We start from the raw sequence: 17,938 nt of genomic DNA, 5'->3' as shown, positions 1-17,938 counted from the left end.
GAAAAGAGCGACCGATTTGGTCGCTTTTTTTTTGGTTTTTTAAATTCTTAGATTAACATCTGAAATATCCAGTATTTTTAATGACATTCTATTACTATCCTATAAAGAAAAAAGTGATGCCAGAGCATCACTTTTGTTAAATTCTTTAAAAGAATTACATCGGATAGTCTTGCAGGCAGTCATAGACTTCGACTTGATCTAAGCCACCGGTTTCCATTGCCAGACAAAGCGCTACAACTTTCACGGTATCTGCCAAGTATTGTTCATCTTTGAGCGCAATACCTTGTTGCAGGGCGACAATGCGATCTGCCGGAATTTCTAAGGCTGCCGCAGTTTCAGTTGCATCAACACGGTTAAAGAACTGAACCACAACATCTTTAAGCGCTGAGTCAGAGGCACTTAAAATAGCTTGATTAAGCTGTTCAGAGATTTGATCAGCTGAATGAACTAAAGCATTGGCGAAGTTTTGAACAAGATTCTGTTCAAGAACATCAGTCATCTTTAACATGAAAATACCTTCAACTTAGGAGAAAATTTGGGAGTACAGCTAATAGCAAAGTGCTATAAATTGAGTGAAAAGTAAGCTATTTTCAGATGAATTGCAAAGCTTTCTGGATGACTGTGTAGTCCTGCTAACATATGCTGCAGGGCTTGAAATTTATAATCACAGTAAAAATATGAACTTAAGTTTCAATAAAATTTTATTAATATTTTTTAAGTATTATTTTATATAAATTATCTAATATTGTTTTGACGATAAGCTCCCGGACTGACTCCAGTCCATTTCTTAAAGGCACGATGAAAGGCGCTGGATTCCTGAAAGTTGAGCTGGTCACTGATGTCTTGCAAGCTTTGCTCAGTACGCGTCAATAATTCGATTGCGGTATCCCGGCGTATTTCATTTTTTAATTGCTGGTAGCTGACCCCTTCGCTTTTTAAACGCCGTTGCATGGTCGCCTCGGACATATTCATTTTTGAGGCAAGATCATTCAGTTCTAGCCATTCTGACGGTGAAACTTGCAGAAGCTGTCTGCGAATCTGGGTGCTGAGTGCATAAGGATTTTTAAAACGCACCAATAAATTGTGAGGCGTTTGTTGAATAAACTGATACCAGGATTGAGCATCCTGCTTAATCGGCAGTTGCAGATAGCTTGCATCAAACTGCACATAGTTTTCATTGGCCTGATATTCAATCTGTTCACAAAAACGGACTTTATAATCAAAATCATCGAGTGGTGCAGGACATTTTAATTGAATCTGATTCAGCAAAATCCGTTGTCCACTTAACCAGCAGATCAAGGTATGAATCAGCATCAGATAGGTCGCATAACTAAACATGCGTTTTGTAGATTTTAAATCATAAATCACGATATAGGCATAGTGTTCCTCAACGAGAAGCGTGCTTTGCAGATCGTCCAGAATCAAGTTGAGAAATTGCAAAATGTGTTGTAGCGCCCTTTCTAGTGTATCTGCCTGCATAAGCATTTTTGAAAGCAATTTAAAGCTGCCACGGCGCATGGCATGACTGTCCATGCCAAAAAATTCGTCATTCATGCTGTCTGCAAGCACTGTCCATAATTGGGCAAACTGGCTTACCGACACGCGCGCTTGAGGTGCATTGAGTACTTCGGCTGGAATATTGGCTTTTTTCAGAATAGTAGAGATATCAAATTCTAATCGTTTGGCATCGAGCAAGGCTTCCTTGACCAAGTCGATCGAAATAGTCCCTTTGCTATATTCCAGTGCAGGCTTATGCATGTTCAGTGTGACATCCTCATTTTTATTGTCCAAATACCTCAGGCAAGATGCAATATTTGGAAATTGTACAGAATAAAAACTCTGTTTACTCTGCATATTAAGTCGTATCTCAAATAGAAAATTATCAGGGAAGAAATATGAAAATTCAGGGAAAAGTCGTTGTGATTACCGGGGGAGCATCGGGTTTGGGTGCAGCGACAGCCACGCATCTGGTTGCACACGGTGCCAAAGTGATTCTGGTCGATATGAATCAAGAGCAGGGTGAGGCATTACAGCAACAACTGGGTGAGCAGGCTGAATTTGTACAGCTAGATGTCACCGATGAGCAGGCCGTAGAAACGTTCTTTGCACATGTCGAAAATGCGTATGCTCAACTGAATGGTTTGATCAACTGCGCAGGTATTGCACCTTCTGCCAAAGTGCTGGGGCGTAACGGTATTCATGAATTGGCGATGTTCCAAAAAGTGCTGAATATTAACGTGAATGGCACATTTAATATGCTACGTCATGCAGCGGCGTTAATTGCAAAATATGAACTGCAATCTGGTGAAGAAGAGCGTGGCGTGATTGTAAATACCGCTTCGGTCGCCGCTTATGATGGTCAAATTGGCCAGACCGCTTATGCTGCTTCCAAAGGTGCAGTGGTGGCGATGACTTTACCTTTGGCTCGTGAACTGGCACGTGAAGCCATTCGAGTGATGACCATCGCCCCGGGCATTATGGAAACCCCGATGCTAAAAGGTATGCCGCAAAATGTTCAGGATGCTTTGGGACAAATGGTGCCATTCCCATCACGTTTGGCTAAACCTCAGGAATTTGCCCAGCTGGTGGGGCATATTTTTGAAAATAGCTATTTAAATGGTGAAGTGATTCGTCTGGATGGCGCGATTCGCATGCAGCCTAAATAAGTCTTCGATTTATATAGGACATGATGATTTGCACAGCTGCCAGTTTCTCATTGAATTTAAATGACTTTGTTTAAGCATGCATTTTCTTTTGAAGGATCAAAAGAAACAAAAATCCTTTGCGAAACTGAAGATACATCCCTGTATCTCAGTTTCGCAGGCGACATCCATGCCGCCTTAACTGACGTTCCAACGATCTCAATAGTAAAAAGCTTGAAGTAAATAAAATAGATATAGAAAGGGAAGTTCAATGATTTTAAATGATGAACAAAAAATGATTCAGGACATGATGCGCAATTATTCGCAGCAGAAACTGAAACCAACAGCGGCCTTACGCGATAAAACAGCACAATTTCCTGCACAAGAACTCAAAGAACTGGGTGAGCTTGGCGCACTGGGTATGACCGTTGCTGAAGAATGGGGCGGTGCAGGTCTGGATTATGTTTCTCTGGTTTTGGCACTTGAGGAAATTGCCGCAGGAGATGGGGCAATTTCGACTATTATTAGTGTGCAGAATTCTTTGCCTTGTGGGATTACCCAGCGTTATGGCACCGAAGCACAGAAACAGCAGTATTTAACTAAACTGGCCACCGGTGAATGGCTGGGTTGTTTCTGCTTGACAGAACCTCAGGCCGGTTCAGATGCCAGTTCTTTAGAATGTAGGGCCGAACGTGATGGCGATGAATGGGTACTTAATGGCACCAAGCAGTTTATTACCACGGGCAAACATGCACAGATCGCATTAGTCTTTGCTGTGACAGATAAATTGGCAGGGAAAAAAGGCATTTCATGTTTTCTGGTACCGACCGATGCACCGGGTTATATCGTGTCACGCCTAGAGGAGAAAATGGGTCAGCATTGTTCCGATACCGCGACGATTGTTCTGGATAACTGCCGGATTCCGGTGGAAAACCTGCTGGGTCAGGAAGGTGAAGGCTACAAAATTGCCTTGTCCAATCTTGAATCTGGTCGTATTGGTATTGCAGCACAATCAGTCGGGATGGCTCGGGCTGCGCTGGATGCAGCGGTGGAATATGCCAATGAACGTAAAGCCTTTGGTGTAGAAATTGTGCAGCATCAGGCAGTGGCTTTCAGGCTGGCAGATATGGCGACACAAATTGAAGCGGCACGTCAGCTGACCTTGCATGCGGCAACTTTAAAAGATGCTGGTTTAGCCTGCTTAAAAGAAGCCTCAATGGCAAAACTGTTTGCATCAACCATTGCAGAACGGGTCTGTTCCGATGCGATTCAGATTCATGGTGGCTACGGTTATGTCTCTGATTTTCCAGTAGAGCGTATTTACCGTGATGTGCGCGTGAGCCAAATTTATGAAGGTGCATCGGATATTCAACGTTTGGTGATTGCGCGTGAAGTCTGTCAACGTTGATTTTGATTAAAAAATAGATTTTGGTCGATATTCAAATCTGGCATTTCGGTTGATGGATATGGAAATTGCCAGGATCAAGCAACCCTGATTAGCTAAAGACAGACAGTACGCAGAAGATAAATAAAGCAGCATGATTCATGTCTTAGTCATCAGGCATGAATTAGATGTGAAGAAACTATGCTGATGGAATCAGCAGGAACAACAACGATAAGTGGACACACTCAGGCAAGGTCGCCTGAAAAATACAACAGGATAGAGGTTGTCGTCATGAAGACACTAGAACAAGCATATGTTGATTTCAATTTTGAAAATATGGTTCAGGAACATCTGGCTGGAAATGCAGAGTCCATCAATGCCTATACTGAATGTTGTGGACGTTACCTTGGCCAAAACCGAACCGCACTGATCTGGGAAGGCAAAAATGGTCAAACAGAGCAGTGGACATTTGAACAATTGGCAACTGCTTCAGGACAGCTGGCCAATTATATGCATTCTCTGGGTTTAAAAGCAGGAGATTGTATAGCTGGACTACTGCCAAGAACACCTGCACTCTTAATTACTATTTTGGCCACCTGGCGGATCGGTGCTATCTATCAGCCTTTGTTCACTGCCTTTGAAAGTAAAGCAATTGAGCATCGTATGAGTACAGCCGCTACTCAACTGATTGTCACCGATCAAGAGCAGCGCTTGAAACTGCATGATCTGAATATTCCAAATATTCTGACCGTACATCAGGCAGTGGCAGATCATTATCCGGATGCTGACTTTTGGACCGAGTTAAAGCAGCAGTCAGAAGAGTTTGAGCCAGTGAGTGGCCACTTTAATGATATCTTTCTGATGATGTTTACTTCAGGTACCACAGGTCTGGCAAAATCGGTTCCTGTACCTTTAAAAGCGTTATTGGCCTTTAAAGGCTATATGTTGCATGCTGTAGATCTGCGAGATGAAGATTCTTTCTGGAATCTGGCAGACCCGGGTTGGGCCTATGGATTGTATTACGGCATTGCAGGGCCGCTCAGTTTAGGGCATAGCATCATCATGGATGAGCGCGGTTTTAGTGTCGATAACGCTGTGCACATCATTCAAAAATATCAGGTCAGTAATCTGACCGGTTCACCCACTGCATTTCGCATGTTCTTTGGCTTTAAAGAAAAATTTGATGCAGCCATTAGCTCATATTTACGTGTCGTCAGCAGTGCAGGTGAGCCGCTTACACCCGAGGTGATTCAGTGGTTCAATCATGATTTAAATGTGAATATTTATGATCAGTATGGACAGACTGAACTGGGTATGGTGATTGCCAATCATCATGCTTTAGAGCATTATAAAAAAGTCGGCTCAGCTGGTTTTGCCATTCCTGGGCATCGCTTTGCGGTATTGAACAAAGAACATCAAGAAGTCGCAAAAGGCGGGATTGGAACCTTGGCAATAGACTGTTCAGCTTCACCTTTAATGTGGTTTGAAGGCTATGCCGGACACAACCGCAAGTCATTTGTCGGGCAGTATTATTTAACTGGCGATACCGTGAAGCTGAATGAATATGGCGGTATTGATTTTATCGGGCGTGCAGACGATGTCATTACAACTTCGGGCTATCGGGTTGGGCCGTTTGATGTGGAAAGTACCTTGCTTGAATGTGAAGAAGTGCTTGAGTCCGCCGTGGTAGGCAAACCTGATCCGGAACGAACAGAAATTGTGAAAGCCTTTGTGGTGCTTAAATCGGCTTATCCTGCGACCGAGGATTTGATGTTGAAACTGCAAAGCTATGTACGTTCCCGTTTATCCAAACATGCATATCCCAAAGAGATCGAGTTTGTGACATCTTTGCCTAAAACATCGAGTGGCAAGATTCAGCGTAATTTACTTAAACAGCAGGAAATTGCCAAACTCCAACAGATGAAGCAGGTCAGTTAATTTTCAAAATGAATCTTTTAATTGAATACTAAAAGGCTGTGAATGCAGCCTTTGGTTTTTGAGGAATCATCTTGTTCGGGTTAAAGTTGAGTCAGGTATTAAACTGCTTTATCCAGAATTATATTTCTAACATAGTAAATTAAACTAATATTTTATGTCATTACAGTAAAATTACATCTAATTTTTAAATGAAATATATCAAAAATTTAGCCTCTTGATTTTAAAAGGCTAAATGTTGTTATTTACCAGATATTACCCTGTAAATTCACTTTTTGATGATCAGCATGCGGCTCGCCCGCTTCACCGGTAACGCCGCCTTTTAAGGCTTTAAAAAGCTGGGTGACTTTATTGTCGGTCACATTCCAGTATTCTGCGCTGACCGCTTCGGCAATCAGGACCCGTACAGTTGGATCATCCTTGCCATCAAACCAGTTTTCTGCCCACGGATTCCACAACTGTTCAATCAGAATACGATCGGTACTGATCTGGGCATGGGCACTGATCGAAACATAAATACCATCTGACGGTTTTGCAAAAGACAGACCAATCTGACCGCGTCCGCTTTCTGCTGCTTTGACCAGATCATTAGTATTACGCAGAATAAAATATAAGTTTTGGCGTTCATTCATCTGCTCGGAATTGAGCATGGTCATTGGCTGGGAATGTATTTCATGCGTGTCAGTCAAATGGCTGATCATGGTATAACGCACATCCTTAATTAATTCCCATAAGGTTTCACGATTGTCATGTGGGGTATTGTTATGTTCGGTCATGTATGTTCTCCATACGATTTTATGAAAGCGGAAAAGATCGCTTGGTATTTTCAGATTAATCATATTTAGGCACAGATACTTTGGCTCTCACTGAACTCATACATTTTCATACTCAAATACAGGGAGAGACTACAAAAGCGCTAAACACGCCCGCAATATTTACACAGCGCATAACTAGAACAGATTTTACCTACAGGGAAAATTCTCGATCGGCATTATTTGTGGACACAGCAATGGCCGTACCATCTGATTATCATGAGCTTGATGAGCTTGATGAGCTTGATGAGCTTGATGAGCTTGATGAGCTTGATGAGCTTGATGAGCTTGATGAGCTTGATGAGCTTGATGAGCTTGATGAGCTTGATGAGCTTGATGAGCTTGAGCTGACATATCTTTTAACCAGAAACTATATGCAGGAATTCCTGAATTGAAGTCATTCAAAAAACCCTGCTATAGCACAGTGGCTATGGCTTGATAGCGGACATTTAGCTGCTATGCTATTTGGCGCCAGTCTGGCCAAGCCATTATAGATTTATGTATGCTGAAATCACGCTGCCAAAGCTTTATGAGCAGATTGAAATTTTGGTGAAGATGCTTTTGTGGTCATGGCTTCTTAAAACTTTTGATACAAGGAAAGATTTTGTCTACATTCAATATGGATGCGTTATCCCCGGAATTTGAACTCACCGATGCTGAATTGCATTTGTATAGCCGCCAGATTCTCTTGGATGGTTGGGATATTGAAGCGCAGGAGCGACTGAAATTTTCGAATATCTGTATTGTCGGTTGTGGCGGGATTGGTTGTGCGCTGGCAGAACTTTTGGCGCGTGCCGGTGTAGGGAAAATTACCCTGATTGATCCGGATACGATCGAGATGAGTAATTTACAGCGACAACTGGCATTTACGCCGCAGGATCTGGGCTTTTTCAAGGCAGAAATGCTGGCGAAACGACTGGGCCAAATTAATCCGAATGTCCAGGTTGAATATATCAATCAGGCCTTAAGCGCTGAAAATGCAGTCCATGTGATTGAACATCAGGATCTGGTACTGGATGGATGTGATCAATTTTCCACACGCTATCTGGTCAATCAGACCTGTGTACAGCTAAATGTGCCATTACTTAGTGCTTCTGCAATTGGCTTGCAAGGCCAGCTGTTTATGATGGAAGGTGATTCGGCCTGTTATGCCTGCTTATTTCCACCCGAAAACCAGACCGATGAAAGTTTGCGCTGTGCTGACTCCGGTGTATTGGCCACCACACCCAATGTAATGGCCAGTTTGCAGGCACATCATGCCTTGTTATATCTGGGTCTAGGTCAGATGCCACTTCGACAAAAGCTGCTGTTGTGGGATGGTATGAGTTTTAAGCAGCGGATTCTCGCTTTCGAAAAAGATACAGATTGCCCAATCTGTCAGGCAAGATAAGCCTGCAAATTAATTTTTTTTTGCTACACTGCGTGTAATTAATTTTTCCTAAGACATTATGAAAAACAATATCTGGTTAGATGGAATACGTTCAGTTGCCCGTATGGGAGAAACAGCAGTCGTTGCGGCAAAGGCGGGCATTAAATATGCCACTGAAAAGCCGAGCAATGCCAAACTCATGCGTGAAACTTTCGAATCCTTGGGTTCGACCTATATCAAGCTGGGGCAGTTTATTGCCAGTACACCGTCTTTATTTCCACGTGAATACGTTGAAGAATTTCAGGGCTGTCTGGATCAGACCCCACGTTTGCCGTTTAGCTATATCCAGCAGGTGTTGGCTTCCGAATTTGAAGGACGCAATCTGGATGAAATTTTTGCCTCGATTGATGAAACGCCATTAGCCTCTGCATCTATTGCACAGGTGCATGCTGCCAAGCTGGTGTCGGGTGAAGATGTGGTCATTAAAGTACAAAAGCCGGGTGTGGAAACCATTCTATACACCGATTTAAATGTACTGCACTGGGCAACCAAAGTGCTGGAAAAAGCCGTGCCCAAAGTCAAATTCGCTTCACTGGCTGATATTGTCGATGAAATCAAAACCCGGATGGTACGTGAAGTCGATTTTATCGAAGAAGCACAGAATCTGGATGATTTCGTCAATTATCTGAATATCACCAATAATAAAGCAGCCACGGCACCGAAGGTTTATCATCAGTATTCGACCCGTCGTGTACTGACCATGCAGCGCTTGTATGGTGTGCCCTTGACCGATTTTGAAGTGGTCAAGAAAGTATCTAAAGATCCATCTCAGGTACTGATTACTGCAATGAATACCTGGTTTGGTAGCCTGATGATGTGTAACAGCTTCCATGCCGACCTGCACGCAGGCAACCTGATGCTACTCGAAGATGGTCGTATTGGTTTTATTGACTTCGGGATTGTCGGTCAGCTTAAACCAGAAGTATGGACCGCATGCATGGCATTCATGGACTCATTGCAACATACCAATTATGAGCTGATGGCAGAAAACATGCTGAAAATGGGTATGACCGCAGTAGAGATTGATACCAAAGTTCTTGCAGCGGATCTTGAGCGTTTGTTTAGTGGCGTATTGATGGCCGATCCTCAACAACTGTTAACTTCAAATCCTGCCGACCTGAACGATATCATGATGGATATGGTGGCGGTGGGTGAGCGTCACGGTATCCGTTTCCCGCGCGACTTTGCCTTGCTGTTCAAGCAAATGCTGTATTTTGACCGTTTTATGCGAATTCTTGCGCCGTATACCGACATCTATGCCGACCAGCGTTTGCAAATGGTGCAAAGCATGGATCCGAATCTGCTGTTAAAGCATTAACTTAGATAAAAATCCCTCCCAATCTCCCTTTAAAAAAGGGAGGAGCGACATGCTCATAGAAATACGTTGAGATGTGAAAAGTCCCTCTTTTAAAAGAGGGATTTAGGGAGATTATTGAAGCAATTTTAAATCCCAGAGCAAAATATGGACGCCATTATTATTGAAGGTTTAAAGGTTGAGACAGTCGTGGGCTGCTTTAACTGGGAGCGTCAAATTATTCAGCCCTTGATGCTGGATTTGACCATTCAAACCGATTTGGAACAGGCATCAAACTCAGATGCACTTGCAGATACGCTGAATTATGCGGAAATTTGTGAGATTTCAACTCAAGTCATTCAAGAGGCCAAGCCTGAATTGATTGAACATGCAGCAAAGTTGGTGTTGAATGCACTTTTTACTACCTTTACAGCAATTGAATCGATTAATATTACGATCCGTAAGCCTGCCATTATCGCGCAAGCCAATTCTGTAGGGATACGTCTTGAACGCCACCGAAACGATTTTCGCCCTAGCATTAGCGAGTAATTGTCATCCTCAGCAACATTTTCAAGCTGCACAGCAACGTATTTCTGCCTGGGGGAAAGTTCAGTTTTCTCCTATTTATATGATTCCGTGCCGCGACAGCATCGGCGCCGATTACTGGAATGCAGCATGTTTATTGCAGAGTTCGATGTCCAGTGCAGAGATAATTGATTTGCTTAAACAGCTGGAACAGGCGTCAGGACGGATACGTCCATCGCATCAGATTACTCTGGATGTAGATCTGATTGCCTGGGGAGCTGATCTCAAGCATATGCAGTTTAATGAAAAAAAATTGCCCTTGGCCCTGGATGTGAAAGTTCCCATGTTTGATATCTGGAATGATGCCATGTTCGAGCACGGATCACATAGCTTCCCCACAGTCGAACAGTTCACTTAAACCAAATCATATGATTTTTTTGCTGATGCAATTTATGTTGTGCGGATGGTCAACCAGCCTGATCAAACCAGATCAGGCTTTTTTCTGATTCAGTTTTTTATCTTTAGATGAATATAAATCCGTTAAGATCGGATAGGTACTAGAAAAAATTTAAACATGAAAATATTACAAATCCTGGTTTCGGTTATTTTAATTCTTGTGATTCTTTATGTTATCCAGTAAGGATTTTATGGTTTTCCTGCTGGCCATTAAAATGAAATGTACAGGCCATTATAAATTCCGTTTCAAGTTCGCTAAAAACTTAACATAATAAAAATCCAGCATTTCACTTTTTCTTGTTATAAAAAATGATCAGCAAGACTGCAATGATTGCCAAAATCGCAAGAGTGATTACAGTTTCCATCATTATACCTCTCAGGCATATATTTTAGTTTTAAGCCCTTACATCAGAATAGTATGCTTATTAAATTAAACTCAAGTTTTGTGATCCTTATCTGTTGGTTGAAAGAAGCCAAATCAAAAAATCTAATCTATTCGGGTTCTTGCATAAATCATTTTTGAATCACTACACAGCACTGCTGCGCAAGGAAGAGAGGTTTTTTTAGGAAATCCCCTCATGCTCTTGCGAAGCAATACTTCTCATCCCAGAGGGAGGAGGAACTTTCAATAGCCATTTAAATATGAATATAACGATTATTTTTTGCTTTATGAAAGAGATCTGCTCATTGCTGAATATATTGATAATTTTTTTAAGAATGCAGAACAATTAAGCGACTGCAACATTAAATAATGAGCCAATCCAGGCACTAAATAGCATGGCGATAATTCCCCAGAGCATGACCCGAACCGCACCTCTCCAGATACTGACACCACCTGCATAGCTGGCCAGTGCTCCCATCATCCCCAGACTTAAAACACCAATCAGCATGACACCATTACTCAAATATTGTTCCGGTAAAATCATAATGGAAATTAAAGGAAATAATGAGCCTACCGTAAATGCCAGAGCCGAAGAAAATGCAGCCAGAAAGGGGCGGGCCGAGGTATGATCCGAGATACCAATTTCATCCCGGGCATGAGCATCCAGAGCATTATGCTCGGTCAATTGCTCGGCGACCTGCTGCGCCAGAGCCGGTTCCAGGCCACGCTGTATATAAATCGTCTTAAGCTCGTTTAATTCATGAACAGGATGGCGTTGCAGTTCACGTTCTTCCATGAGTAGATCATTGGTTTCAATGTCTTGCTGGGATTTAACCGAAATGTATTCACCCGCTGCCATTGATGCGGCGCCAGAGATTAAGCCGGCAACACAGGTCACCAATAAAATTTGCGTCGAGGCCCCACTGGCTGCTATTCCGACCACCAGACTGGTTACTGAAATAATCCCGTCATTTGCTCCCAGCACAGCTGCACGCAACCAGCCCGCTCGTTCAATATAATGTTTTTCAAAATGATATGAGTGGCGCACAAGAAAGCCTCTTTTTTATTATCTTAATCATTATAGTAGATTTAAGTCATCTATTTATATCATGATTGAATAATTGCGAAAATTATATTGGGGAATAAGATAATAAATTTTGAGTCCAATCGTTTATTCATTTCAGGGTAAAACCGATCTGATTTCTTGATCTGGAAAGATGCGCCAAGATTCTGGATTTTAGCAGATACTCATATTATAAAAATGACGCAAACAGATAACGCAGATAATAATAAGGGCTGAGCAAGCATTTAAAAAAGAGAACTATCATGAAAGAAAAAAATGAGATGTATAAGTGTCTGGTGTGTGGCAAGAATTATCTGCTTAAGAATCTCACACCAATGGGAACGGTGAGGAAGGTCATCACCGAAGAGATTGCTAAGGATATTCCAGACTGGTCAGCGCAAAATTATATTTGCCAGGCAGATTTGACCCGCTATCGCATGCAGTATGTTCATTCATTATTAAGATCGGAAAAGGGTGAAGTGACCGATCTTGAGTTTGAAGTTATTAATAGTATGCATCAGCATGAACTGATCACCAAAAATGTGGAAACGGCATTGGAACAAAAGTGGACTTTGGGGGAAAGGCTGGCCGATAAAATTGCAACTTTTGGCGGGAGCTGGACATTTCTGGTGTGCTTTGCAATTTTCCTGTTTATTTGGATTACAGTAAATACTGTGGTTCTGGTAAAGCAGCCGGCAGATCCTTATCCCTTTATTTTGTTGAATTTAATTCTATCCTGTATCGCGGCGATTCAGGCACCGGTCATTATGATGAGTCAGAATAGACAGGAGGCAAAAGACCGCTTACGTTCGCAAAATGATTATCAGATCAATTTAAAAGCCGAACTGGAAATCCAGCATTTACATGAAAAGCTGGATCATTTGCTGATGCATCAATGGGAGCGGCTGGCACAAATACAGGAAATTCAGCTGGATTTGCTTTCGGAAATGAGCAAAAAGTATTGATATAAAATGGTGAGGGTTTTCTGATATTTTAGCTGGATGACAATTACGGCATGCTGATTTGTCTTTAGCTGATAAATCAAGCTTGAAATGCGAGAGACATGAAAAAGCCCGCAATAAGCGGGCTAAAACTGGACAGCTCTTATTTAAATAAAATAACTGGTCTTGGTCATGAGTTTGGAAATGGCAGTCATGGTCATTTTCACCGGAGCAGGCAGATCTACACCACCTGCGTTTAAGGCTGTATCGCGGTGATGCAGCTCATCTTCATTCATCTGCTCCAGAATTCGACGGGAACGCTCATCTTGCGCGGGCAACTGACTAATATAATGCTGCAAATGCATGCTCACCTGACGTTCTGTTTCTGCGACAAAACCCAGACTGTATTTATCACCGGCGATTCCGGCAAGTGCACCCATCCCAAAAGACAGGCCGTACCAGACCGGATTAAGCAGACTGGTATGGCTATCCAGTTCTTTTAAGCGGTCTTCACACCAGGCCAGATGATCCTGCTCTTCAATCGCTGCCTGTTCCATTTCACGGCGTACATTCGGAAGTTTTGCTGTCATGGCCTGACCATGATAGAGCGCTTGTGCACAGACTTCACCACTATGATTGACCCGCATCAAGCCTGCCACATGACGGGCATCGCTCACGGTCAATTGCGTTTCTACCGGTTGGGCTGGATTTTCACGTTGTGCCGATGTCGTGCCCGGGACGAGACTGCGTAATGCCTGGTCAAAAGAATGAATCAGCTTATCGACACCTGTATATTGACGCATGAATTAATCCTCCAAGGGTGCTTTCGCGGTTTTGATCATGGGTTTGAGTCGGAAAAGCAGCCATAGGGTAAACAGGCCACTCAACACTGCAGTAATACAAAAAAGTATTTTAAGATCAAGCTCTAAAACACTCAAAATAATAATCGAAAATATAGCAGAAGATACCATGAAAACGGCATTCAGAATGTTATTTGCTGCAACCACCCGCGCACGATGTGAGCGGGGCGAATGCGCCTGCATCATGGCATACAGCGGAACAATATAAAAACCACCACTTATTCCGAGTAAGATGACTGCCAGCATTACATGATAATAACTCCAGCCTTGCTGAAACACTTCGGCCAGACCGATTAACTCGCCGCTACGTTCTGGTACAAAGGCCAGACTTGCGGCCAGATACAGGGCAAAGACCACCAGACCAATCGCACCAAAAGGCACCATCTTGATATTGACTTCGCTGCCACCAATTTTTCGGCATAAATATGACCCCAGTCCGATTCCGACAGAGAAGAACGTCAGTAATAGACTGGCGACATTTTCCGAGGCATGCAGATTTTGCAGGGTCAGCTGAGGAATTTGGGTCAGATAGGTGGCGCCATAAAACCAGTACCATGAATTACCCAATAAAATGGTAAAGACCAAAGGCAGGCCTTTGGCATATTTGAGCGTTTGTAAACTGGTCCGGAAAAAATTCCAGTCCACTTGCAGCTCCGGCGCCGGAATACTTTGTTTGAGAATATAACGGCTGGATGTATAACCAATCAGAGCAATGATCACCACCGTCAAACTGATCCAGATCAGGTTGCCGGATGAGGCTGCAATGACTGCACCCCCTAGAATCATACCGAACAAAATTGCCAACGATGTTCCTGACTGAAACAGGGCATTACCAGACATCAGCTCATTCGGTTTCAACACTTCCGGCAGAATGGCATATTTGATCGGGCCGAAGAACGTGGACTGGGTTCCCATCAGGAACAAGGCAAATAACAGAATCCATAAATTGCCGAGCAGGAAACCAATCGTTCCCAACAGCATGATGACAATTTCCAGAATCTTTAAATAGCGGATCAGCTGTGAACGTTCGTATTTATCGGCAATCTGTCCCGCCGTAGCTGAAAAAATAAAATAGGGCAGAATAAACAGTAAAGCCGCCAGATTATTTAAGGTACTGATGCTGGCTGACTGCTGCTGAATCCAGCCATAAGTGATCACCAGCAGCAATGCCTGTTTAAATACATTATCGTTTAATGCACCAAAAAACTGCGTCAGAAACATCGGTAAAAAGCGCCGAGAAGCTAACAAATGTTCATTTTTGTCCATATAGAGCGTGCTACATTAAGTTTTATTAAGAAATGTCAGTTATGCATAAACATTGAGAAAAATCATGTAAGATACTTTCAGCCATGTAAAGGTAAAAACCAATTAATTAAGTTCTTTAGCTTATATTTTTCGGTCAAATAATCAATTAAAGAATGTATTCGTTTAGAGTTTGCTATGCCTGCAAAGAAAAAATTTAAAAAAACGATGCTTCATCGCAGTATGGGGTCGCTCATACCACGTCATAGTGGGGCACAGCTATGTATGAGCATTTTTTTTATGATGTTATCCCATCAGAGCATGGCGCAGACCGAACAGACTGAAACACCTGTGGCCATTTCCCAGGCAGAGATGGTGGATGAACTGTCCAAAGAAGCGATGCGTCAGGGACTGGTCACATCCGAAAATGAAGCCAGCGAAAAAATAGAAGAAGCGATACAGCCGGACGTCCCTGTCGATAGCATGCTCATGCTGGAACAGCAGCAGAATGCAGGATCTGGTCTAGACGTATTTACTCCGATCCAGTTTGAAGATCTGGAAGAGTTGCCGATCCAGGCCATTGATCAGAACATGGCCAATGAAATTTACCGTGACGCCGAGCAAGCCAAGCAGGAAGCACAAAATTATCGAAATAGCCAGACCACTGAAACAGTAGTGGCAGATATTAGCCAGCAGGAACTGCTTGAAATTAATCAGGCACCGGTAAATGTCGATCAGCTGATGCAGTCGATTCAGGCAGACAGCCAGATTATTGTCCAAAATAATGAAGCTGGCATGACTTTGCCAGAAATCCCGGGCCAGCTTGTTGCTGAAGACGAGAAACGTCCGAATATTTTCAAAAGACTGTTTTATAAAATCCGTCCGCCACGTCAGATCATGACCGCGAGAGTTCCGCGAATTAGTGCGGATGTGGTGATTATGAACGGCGAAGGTATTGCGCAAAGCAATGGTATGCTGAATCGTAGAGCTGAGCCTGAAGGCTATCTGAATTTAAGAAATAATGTCAAAGCCAAACTGTCCAGTTTTACCCAGGAGTCTTTTGGCGACTTTAATTCCGCTTTGCCACAACTGCGAACCTTGTCCCGACAGGCGGCACAGGCAGTCGGTTATTACAATGCCCAGTTCAGGTTTGAAAAAATCTCTGATAGTCGCGTTCGGGTTTTTGTCACCCCGAATGAACCTGTGCTGATCACTACACAAAATCTGGAATTTAGCGGAGCGGGTGCGGAACAGCCGCAATTCCAGGTCATCAGTCTTTTGCCTGAGCAGGAAGAGGGCGATATTTTCAATCACGGCAATTATGAACAGACCAAACAACGGATTAATACTGCCGCCAATAACAACGGTTATTTTGATTCATACTGGCGCTTGCATGATGTCAAGATTGCACAGCCACAAAATACGGCCGATGTAAATCTACGTTTCGAGACAGGCGAGCGTTACAAGCTGGGCAATGTCGAGTTTAGAATGAGTGATCCTGAAAAGGAATTTCCGCTGGATCGTGATGTACTCGAAAGTCTGGTCACCTGGAAAGATGGTGCAGACTATACCTTCTGGCGAGTGAATAGCCTGGCCAATAACCTGACCAACTCGCGCTATTTTAACTATACCCTGGTGGACGCAATTCGCCCTGATCCGGTTGACAGGGAGCTGGAGCTGGCACCGGATATTCAAAGCCTGATAGAAGAACAGAAACTTTCTGAAGATCAGGCGACTGCGACACAGCCTGATCGCTCAGTGGCATCTGCTAAAGAAGTCACTCAAAATGTCGTCGATGAAGACCAGTTTGCCGGTAGCCGCGATCAGGAAAATCCAAATTTAAGAAGCTTGCGGGTCGAGCAGCAGACCAAAGAAAATGAGCAGGAGCGTTTAAAGGCACAAGCGCGGGAAGAGAAGAAAGTTCCAGTGATTGTGACTTTAAATGCAGACCGTTTAAACAGTGCTGAACTGGGTCTGGGTTATGGAACAGATACCAATATCCGTCTACGTGGTCAGTACCGCCGCGCCATTGTAAATAAGCGCGGACATTCTTTTGATGCCAACCTCGAGTTGTCCAGTATCCGGCAGTCCATCGATGGTCGTTATAACATTCCTTATCACCATCCGCTGAATGATTATGTCAGTATTGTCGGTGGTTATGAGCGCGAAGAACGTGATGGCGTGGCTCAAGGTGAAGGTCTGCAAATTGAATCGGCAGTGCTGGGTGTAGACCGGATTATTAAAAACCCGCTGGGTAACTGGCAGCGTACTTTTGGAGCGCGTTACCGTCTGGATCGCTTGAAGCAGAATGGTTCTGTTGATTTTAACCAGATTCCGGAAGCGTTTCGCTTTAATACCGAAGATGAACAGCAGTCGTTACTGGTCGGTTATGAAGTTTCACGTACCGATACCGATCGTCGGGTCAATCCGACCAAGGGTTTCAAGCAGACCTACAAAGTCGAGCTGGGTAGTGAGGCGTTATTGTCTGATGCAGATATGGCGATTGTAAATGCAGGCTGGCATTTTATCTATTCATTGGGTGAAAATGCAGATCATCAGTTTGTTGGACGTGCCGATGCCGGTTATATCTTCACTGAAGATTTTGCCAAAGTGCCGTATAACCTGAGATATTTCACCGGTGGTGACCAGAGCATTCGTGGTTTTGATTACAAGAGTCTTTCTCCGGAAATTGAAGGCTTTAAAGTCGGTGGTCAGGCCTTAGGGGTTGCTTCCTTAGAGTATAACTATCAGTTTAGGGAAGGCTGGCGTGCTGCGGTTTTTGCAGATGCCGGAAATGCTTATAATAAAGAGTTCAGTAATCCGACCGAATATGGTGCGGGTGTGGGGATACGTTGGGCCTCACCGATTGGACCGATTCGTATCGATGTGGCGACTGGATTGTCTGATGACAATCACCCAATTCGTCTGCATTTCTTTATTGGTTCGCAGTTATAAAACATCATTTTTTAAAAA

The 17,938-nt window shown here is 43.3% G+C and carries 16 protein-coding genes; 10 read left to right on the top strand and 6 right to left on the bottom strand.

The genetic code is table 11. The features are described 5' to 3' along the window. Positions 1-154 precede the first annotated feature (154 nt). Both KT990_RS02045 and KT990_RS02040 read right to left on the bottom strand, forming a co-directional pair. The gene (locus KT990_RS02045; RefSeq protein ID WP_005170516.1) at positions 155-508 is read right to left on the bottom strand and encodes a hypothetical protein; all 354 of its coding nucleotides are present in this window, start codon (positions 506-508) and stop codon (positions 155-157) included. A 227-nt stretch (positions 509-735) separates the two neighbouring features. Further along, a complete protein-coding gene (locus KT990_RS02040; RefSeq protein WP_180085866.1) occupies positions 736-1,758 on the bottom strand; it encodes an AraC family transcriptional regulator in 1,023 nt (340 codons plus the stop codon). A 137-nt stretch (positions 1,759-1,895) separates the two neighbouring features. Here KT990_RS02040 and KT990_RS02035 point away from each other — a divergent pair, with 137 nt between their 5' ends. The 3 genes from KT990_RS02035 to KT990_RS02025 all read left to right on the top strand — a co-directional run bounded on the left by KT990_RS02035 (position 1,896) and on the right by KT990_RS02025 (position 5,964). Continuing rightward, positions 1,896-2,666 carry a 3-hydroxyacyl-CoA dehydrogenase gene (locus tag KT990_RS02035; protein WP_005097220.1) on the top strand — a complete coding sequence of 257 codons (771 nt, stop codon included), beginning with the start codon at positions 1,896-1,898 and terminating at the stop codon, positions 2,664-2,666. Between the two features lie 247 nt (positions 2,667-2,913). Continuing rightward, entirely contained in the window at positions 2,914-4,050 is a 1,137-nt protein-coding gene (locus KT990_RS02030; protein WP_100355343.1) for an acyl-CoA dehydrogenase family protein, read from the top strand. Between the two features lie 267 nt (positions 4,051-4,317). Beyond that, on the top strand, positions 4,318-5,964 hold the full coding sequence (locus tag KT990_RS02025; RefSeq protein ID WP_218209049.1) for an AMP-binding protein: 1,647 nt from the start codon (positions 4,318-4,320) through the stop codon (positions 5,962-5,964). Between the two features lie 242 nt (positions 5,965-6,206). Here the strand turns inward: KT990_RS02025 and KT990_RS02020 are convergent, their stop codons facing one another. Continuing rightward, on the bottom strand, positions 6,207-6,737 hold the full coding sequence (locus tag KT990_RS02020) for a pyridoxamine 5'-phosphate oxidase family protein (protein WP_218209048.1): 531 nt from the start codon (positions 6,735-6,737) through the stop codon (positions 6,207-6,209). Positions 6,738-6,970: 233 nt separating this feature from the next. Between KT990_RS02020 and KT990_RS02015 the strand changes: the two genes are divergently transcribed. From KT990_RS02015 to KT990_RS01995, 5 genes are all read left to right on the top strand, one after another. Then, positions 6,971-7,168 (top strand): hypothetical protein, encoded by a 198-nt coding sequence (locus KT990_RS02015; protein WP_218209047.1) that lies wholly within the window; start codon positions 6,971-6,973, stop codon positions 7,166-7,168. Positions 7,169-7,392: 224 nt separating this feature from the next. Continuing rightward, the gene (locus KT990_RS02010) at positions 7,393-8,163 is read left to right on the top strand and encodes a HesA/MoeB/ThiF family protein (RefSeq protein ID WP_218209368.1); all 771 of its coding nucleotides are present in this window, start codon (positions 7,393-7,395) and stop codon (positions 8,161-8,163) included. A 58-nt stretch (positions 8,164-8,221) separates the two neighbouring features. Next, positions 8,222-9,520, top strand: coding sequence for an ABC1 kinase family protein (locus tag KT990_RS02005; RefSeq protein ID WP_218209046.1), 1,299 nt, complete (start codon positions 8,222-8,224; stop codon positions 9,518-9,520). Positions 9,521-9,664: 144 nt separating this feature from the next. Further along, positions 9,665-10,045, top strand: a complete 381-nt coding sequence (folB, locus tag KT990_RS02000) for a dihydroneopterin aldolase (RefSeq protein ID WP_100357046.1) — start codon at positions 9,665-9,667, stop codon at positions 10,043-10,045. Then, entirely contained in the window at positions 10,002-10,439 is a 438-nt protein-coding gene (locus KT990_RS01995; protein ID WP_218209045.1) for a 2-amino-4-hydroxy-6-hydroxymethyldihydropteridine diphosphokinase, read from the top strand. Before folB ends, KT990_RS01995 begins: the two co-directional genes overlap by 44 nt. 766 nt (positions 10,440-11,205) lie before the next feature. Here the strand turns inward: KT990_RS01995 and KT990_RS01990 are convergent. Further along, positions 11,206-11,907, bottom strand: a complete 702-nt coding sequence (locus KT990_RS01990; protein ID WP_218209044.1) for a VIT1/CCC1 transporter family protein — start codon at positions 11,905-11,907, stop codon at positions 11,206-11,208. Positions 11,908-12,185: 278 nt separating this feature from the next. On the opposite strand from KT990_RS01990, the gene KT990_RS01985 reads away from it, so the two are divergent. Continuing rightward, positions 12,186-12,887, top strand: coding sequence for a DUF1003 domain-containing protein (locus tag KT990_RS01985; RefSeq protein ID WP_218209043.1), 702 nt, complete (start codon positions 12,186-12,188; stop codon positions 12,885-12,887). Positions 12,888-13,030: 143 nt separating this feature from the next. Here the strand turns inward: KT990_RS01985 and coq7 are convergent, their stop codons facing one another. Together coq7 and KT990_RS01975 are read right to left on the bottom strand one after the other, a co-directional pair. Beyond that, positions 13,031-13,666, bottom strand: a complete 636-nt coding sequence (gene coq7, locus KT990_RS01980; RefSeq protein ID WP_218209042.1) for a 2-polyprenyl-3-methyl-6-methoxy-1,4-benzoquinone monooxygenase — start codon at positions 13,664-13,666, stop codon at positions 13,031-13,033. Positions 13,667-13,669: 3 nt separating this feature from the next. Further along, positions 13,670-14,989, bottom strand: a complete 1,320-nt coding sequence (locus KT990_RS01975; protein WP_218209041.1) for an MFS transporter — start codon at positions 14,987-14,989, stop codon at positions 13,670-13,672. Positions 14,990-15,163: 174 nt separating this feature from the next. Here KT990_RS01975 and KT990_RS01970 point away from each other — a divergent pair, with 174 nt between their 5' ends. Continuing rightward, positions 15,164-17,920 carry an autotransporter assembly complex protein TamA gene (locus KT990_RS01970; protein ID WP_218209040.1) on the top strand — a complete coding sequence of 919 codons (2,757 nt, stop codon included), beginning with the start codon at positions 15,164-15,166 and terminating at the stop codon, positions 17,918-17,920. Positions 17,921-17,938: the final 18 nt, after the last annotated feature.

Origin of the sequence: Acinetobacter sp. F9 (assembly GCF_019195275.1) — a bacterium.
Lineage (GTDB): Bacteria > Pseudomonadota > Gammaproteobacteria > Pseudomonadales > Moraxellaceae > Acinetobacter > Acinetobacter pseudolwoffii.
This window is presented reverse-complemented; position numbering and strand designations above follow the sequence as displayed.

Bases quoted from the DNA above. Each gene is read 5' to 3' on its own strand.
- KT990_RS02025 (WP_218209049.1), top strand. From the start codon at position 4,318: ATGAAGACACTAGAACAAGCATATGTTGATTTCAATTTTGAAAATATG.
- KT990_RS01985 (WP_218209043.1), top strand. From the start codon at position 12,186: ATGAAAGAAAAAAATGAGATGTATAAGTGTCTGGTGTGTGGCAAGAAT.
- KT990_RS01970 (WP_218209040.1), top strand. From the start codon at position 15,164: ATGCCTGCAAAGAAAAAATTTAAAAAAACGATGCTTCATCGCAGTATG.
- KT990_RS02035 (WP_005097220.1), top strand. From the start codon at position 1,896: ATGAAAATTCAGGGAAAAGTCGTTGTGATTACCGGGGGAGCATCGGGT.
- KT990_RS02045 (WP_005170516.1), bottom strand. From the start codon at position 508: ATGTTAAAGATGACTGATGTTCTTGAACAGAATCTTGTTCAAAACTTC.
- KT990_RS02030 (WP_100355343.1), top strand. From the start codon at position 2,914: ATGATTTTAAATGATGAACAAAAAATGATTCAGGACATGATGCGCAAT.
- KT990_RS02015 (WP_218209047.1), top strand. From the start codon at position 6,971: ATGGCCGTACCATCTGATTATCATGAGCTTGATGAGCTTGATGAGCTT.
- KT990_RS02020 (WP_218209048.1), bottom strand. From the start codon at position 6,737: ATGACCGAACATAACAATACCCCACATGACAATCGTGAAACCTTATGG.
- KT990_RS02005 (WP_218209046.1), top strand. From the start codon at position 8,222: ATGAAAAACAATATCTGGTTAGATGGAATACGTTCAGTTGCCCGTATG.
- KT990_RS02010 (WP_218209368.1), top strand. From the start codon at position 7,393: ATGGATGCGTTATCCCCGGAATTTGAACTCACCGATGCTGAATTGCAT.
- folB (WP_100357046.1), top strand. From the start codon at position 9,665: ATGGACGCCATTATTATTGAAGGTTTAAAGGTTGAGACAGTCGTGGGC.
- KT990_RS02040 (WP_180085866.1), bottom strand. From the start codon at position 1,758: ATGCATAAGCCTGCACTGGAATATAGCAAAGGGACTATTTCGATCGAC.
- coq7 (WP_218209042.1), bottom strand. From the start codon at position 13,666: ATGCGTCAATATACAGGTGTCGATAAGCTGATTCATTCTTTTGACCAG.
- KT990_RS01975 (WP_218209041.1), bottom strand. From the start codon at position 14,989: ATGGACAAAAATGAACATTTGTTAGCTTCTCGGCGCTTTTTACCGATG.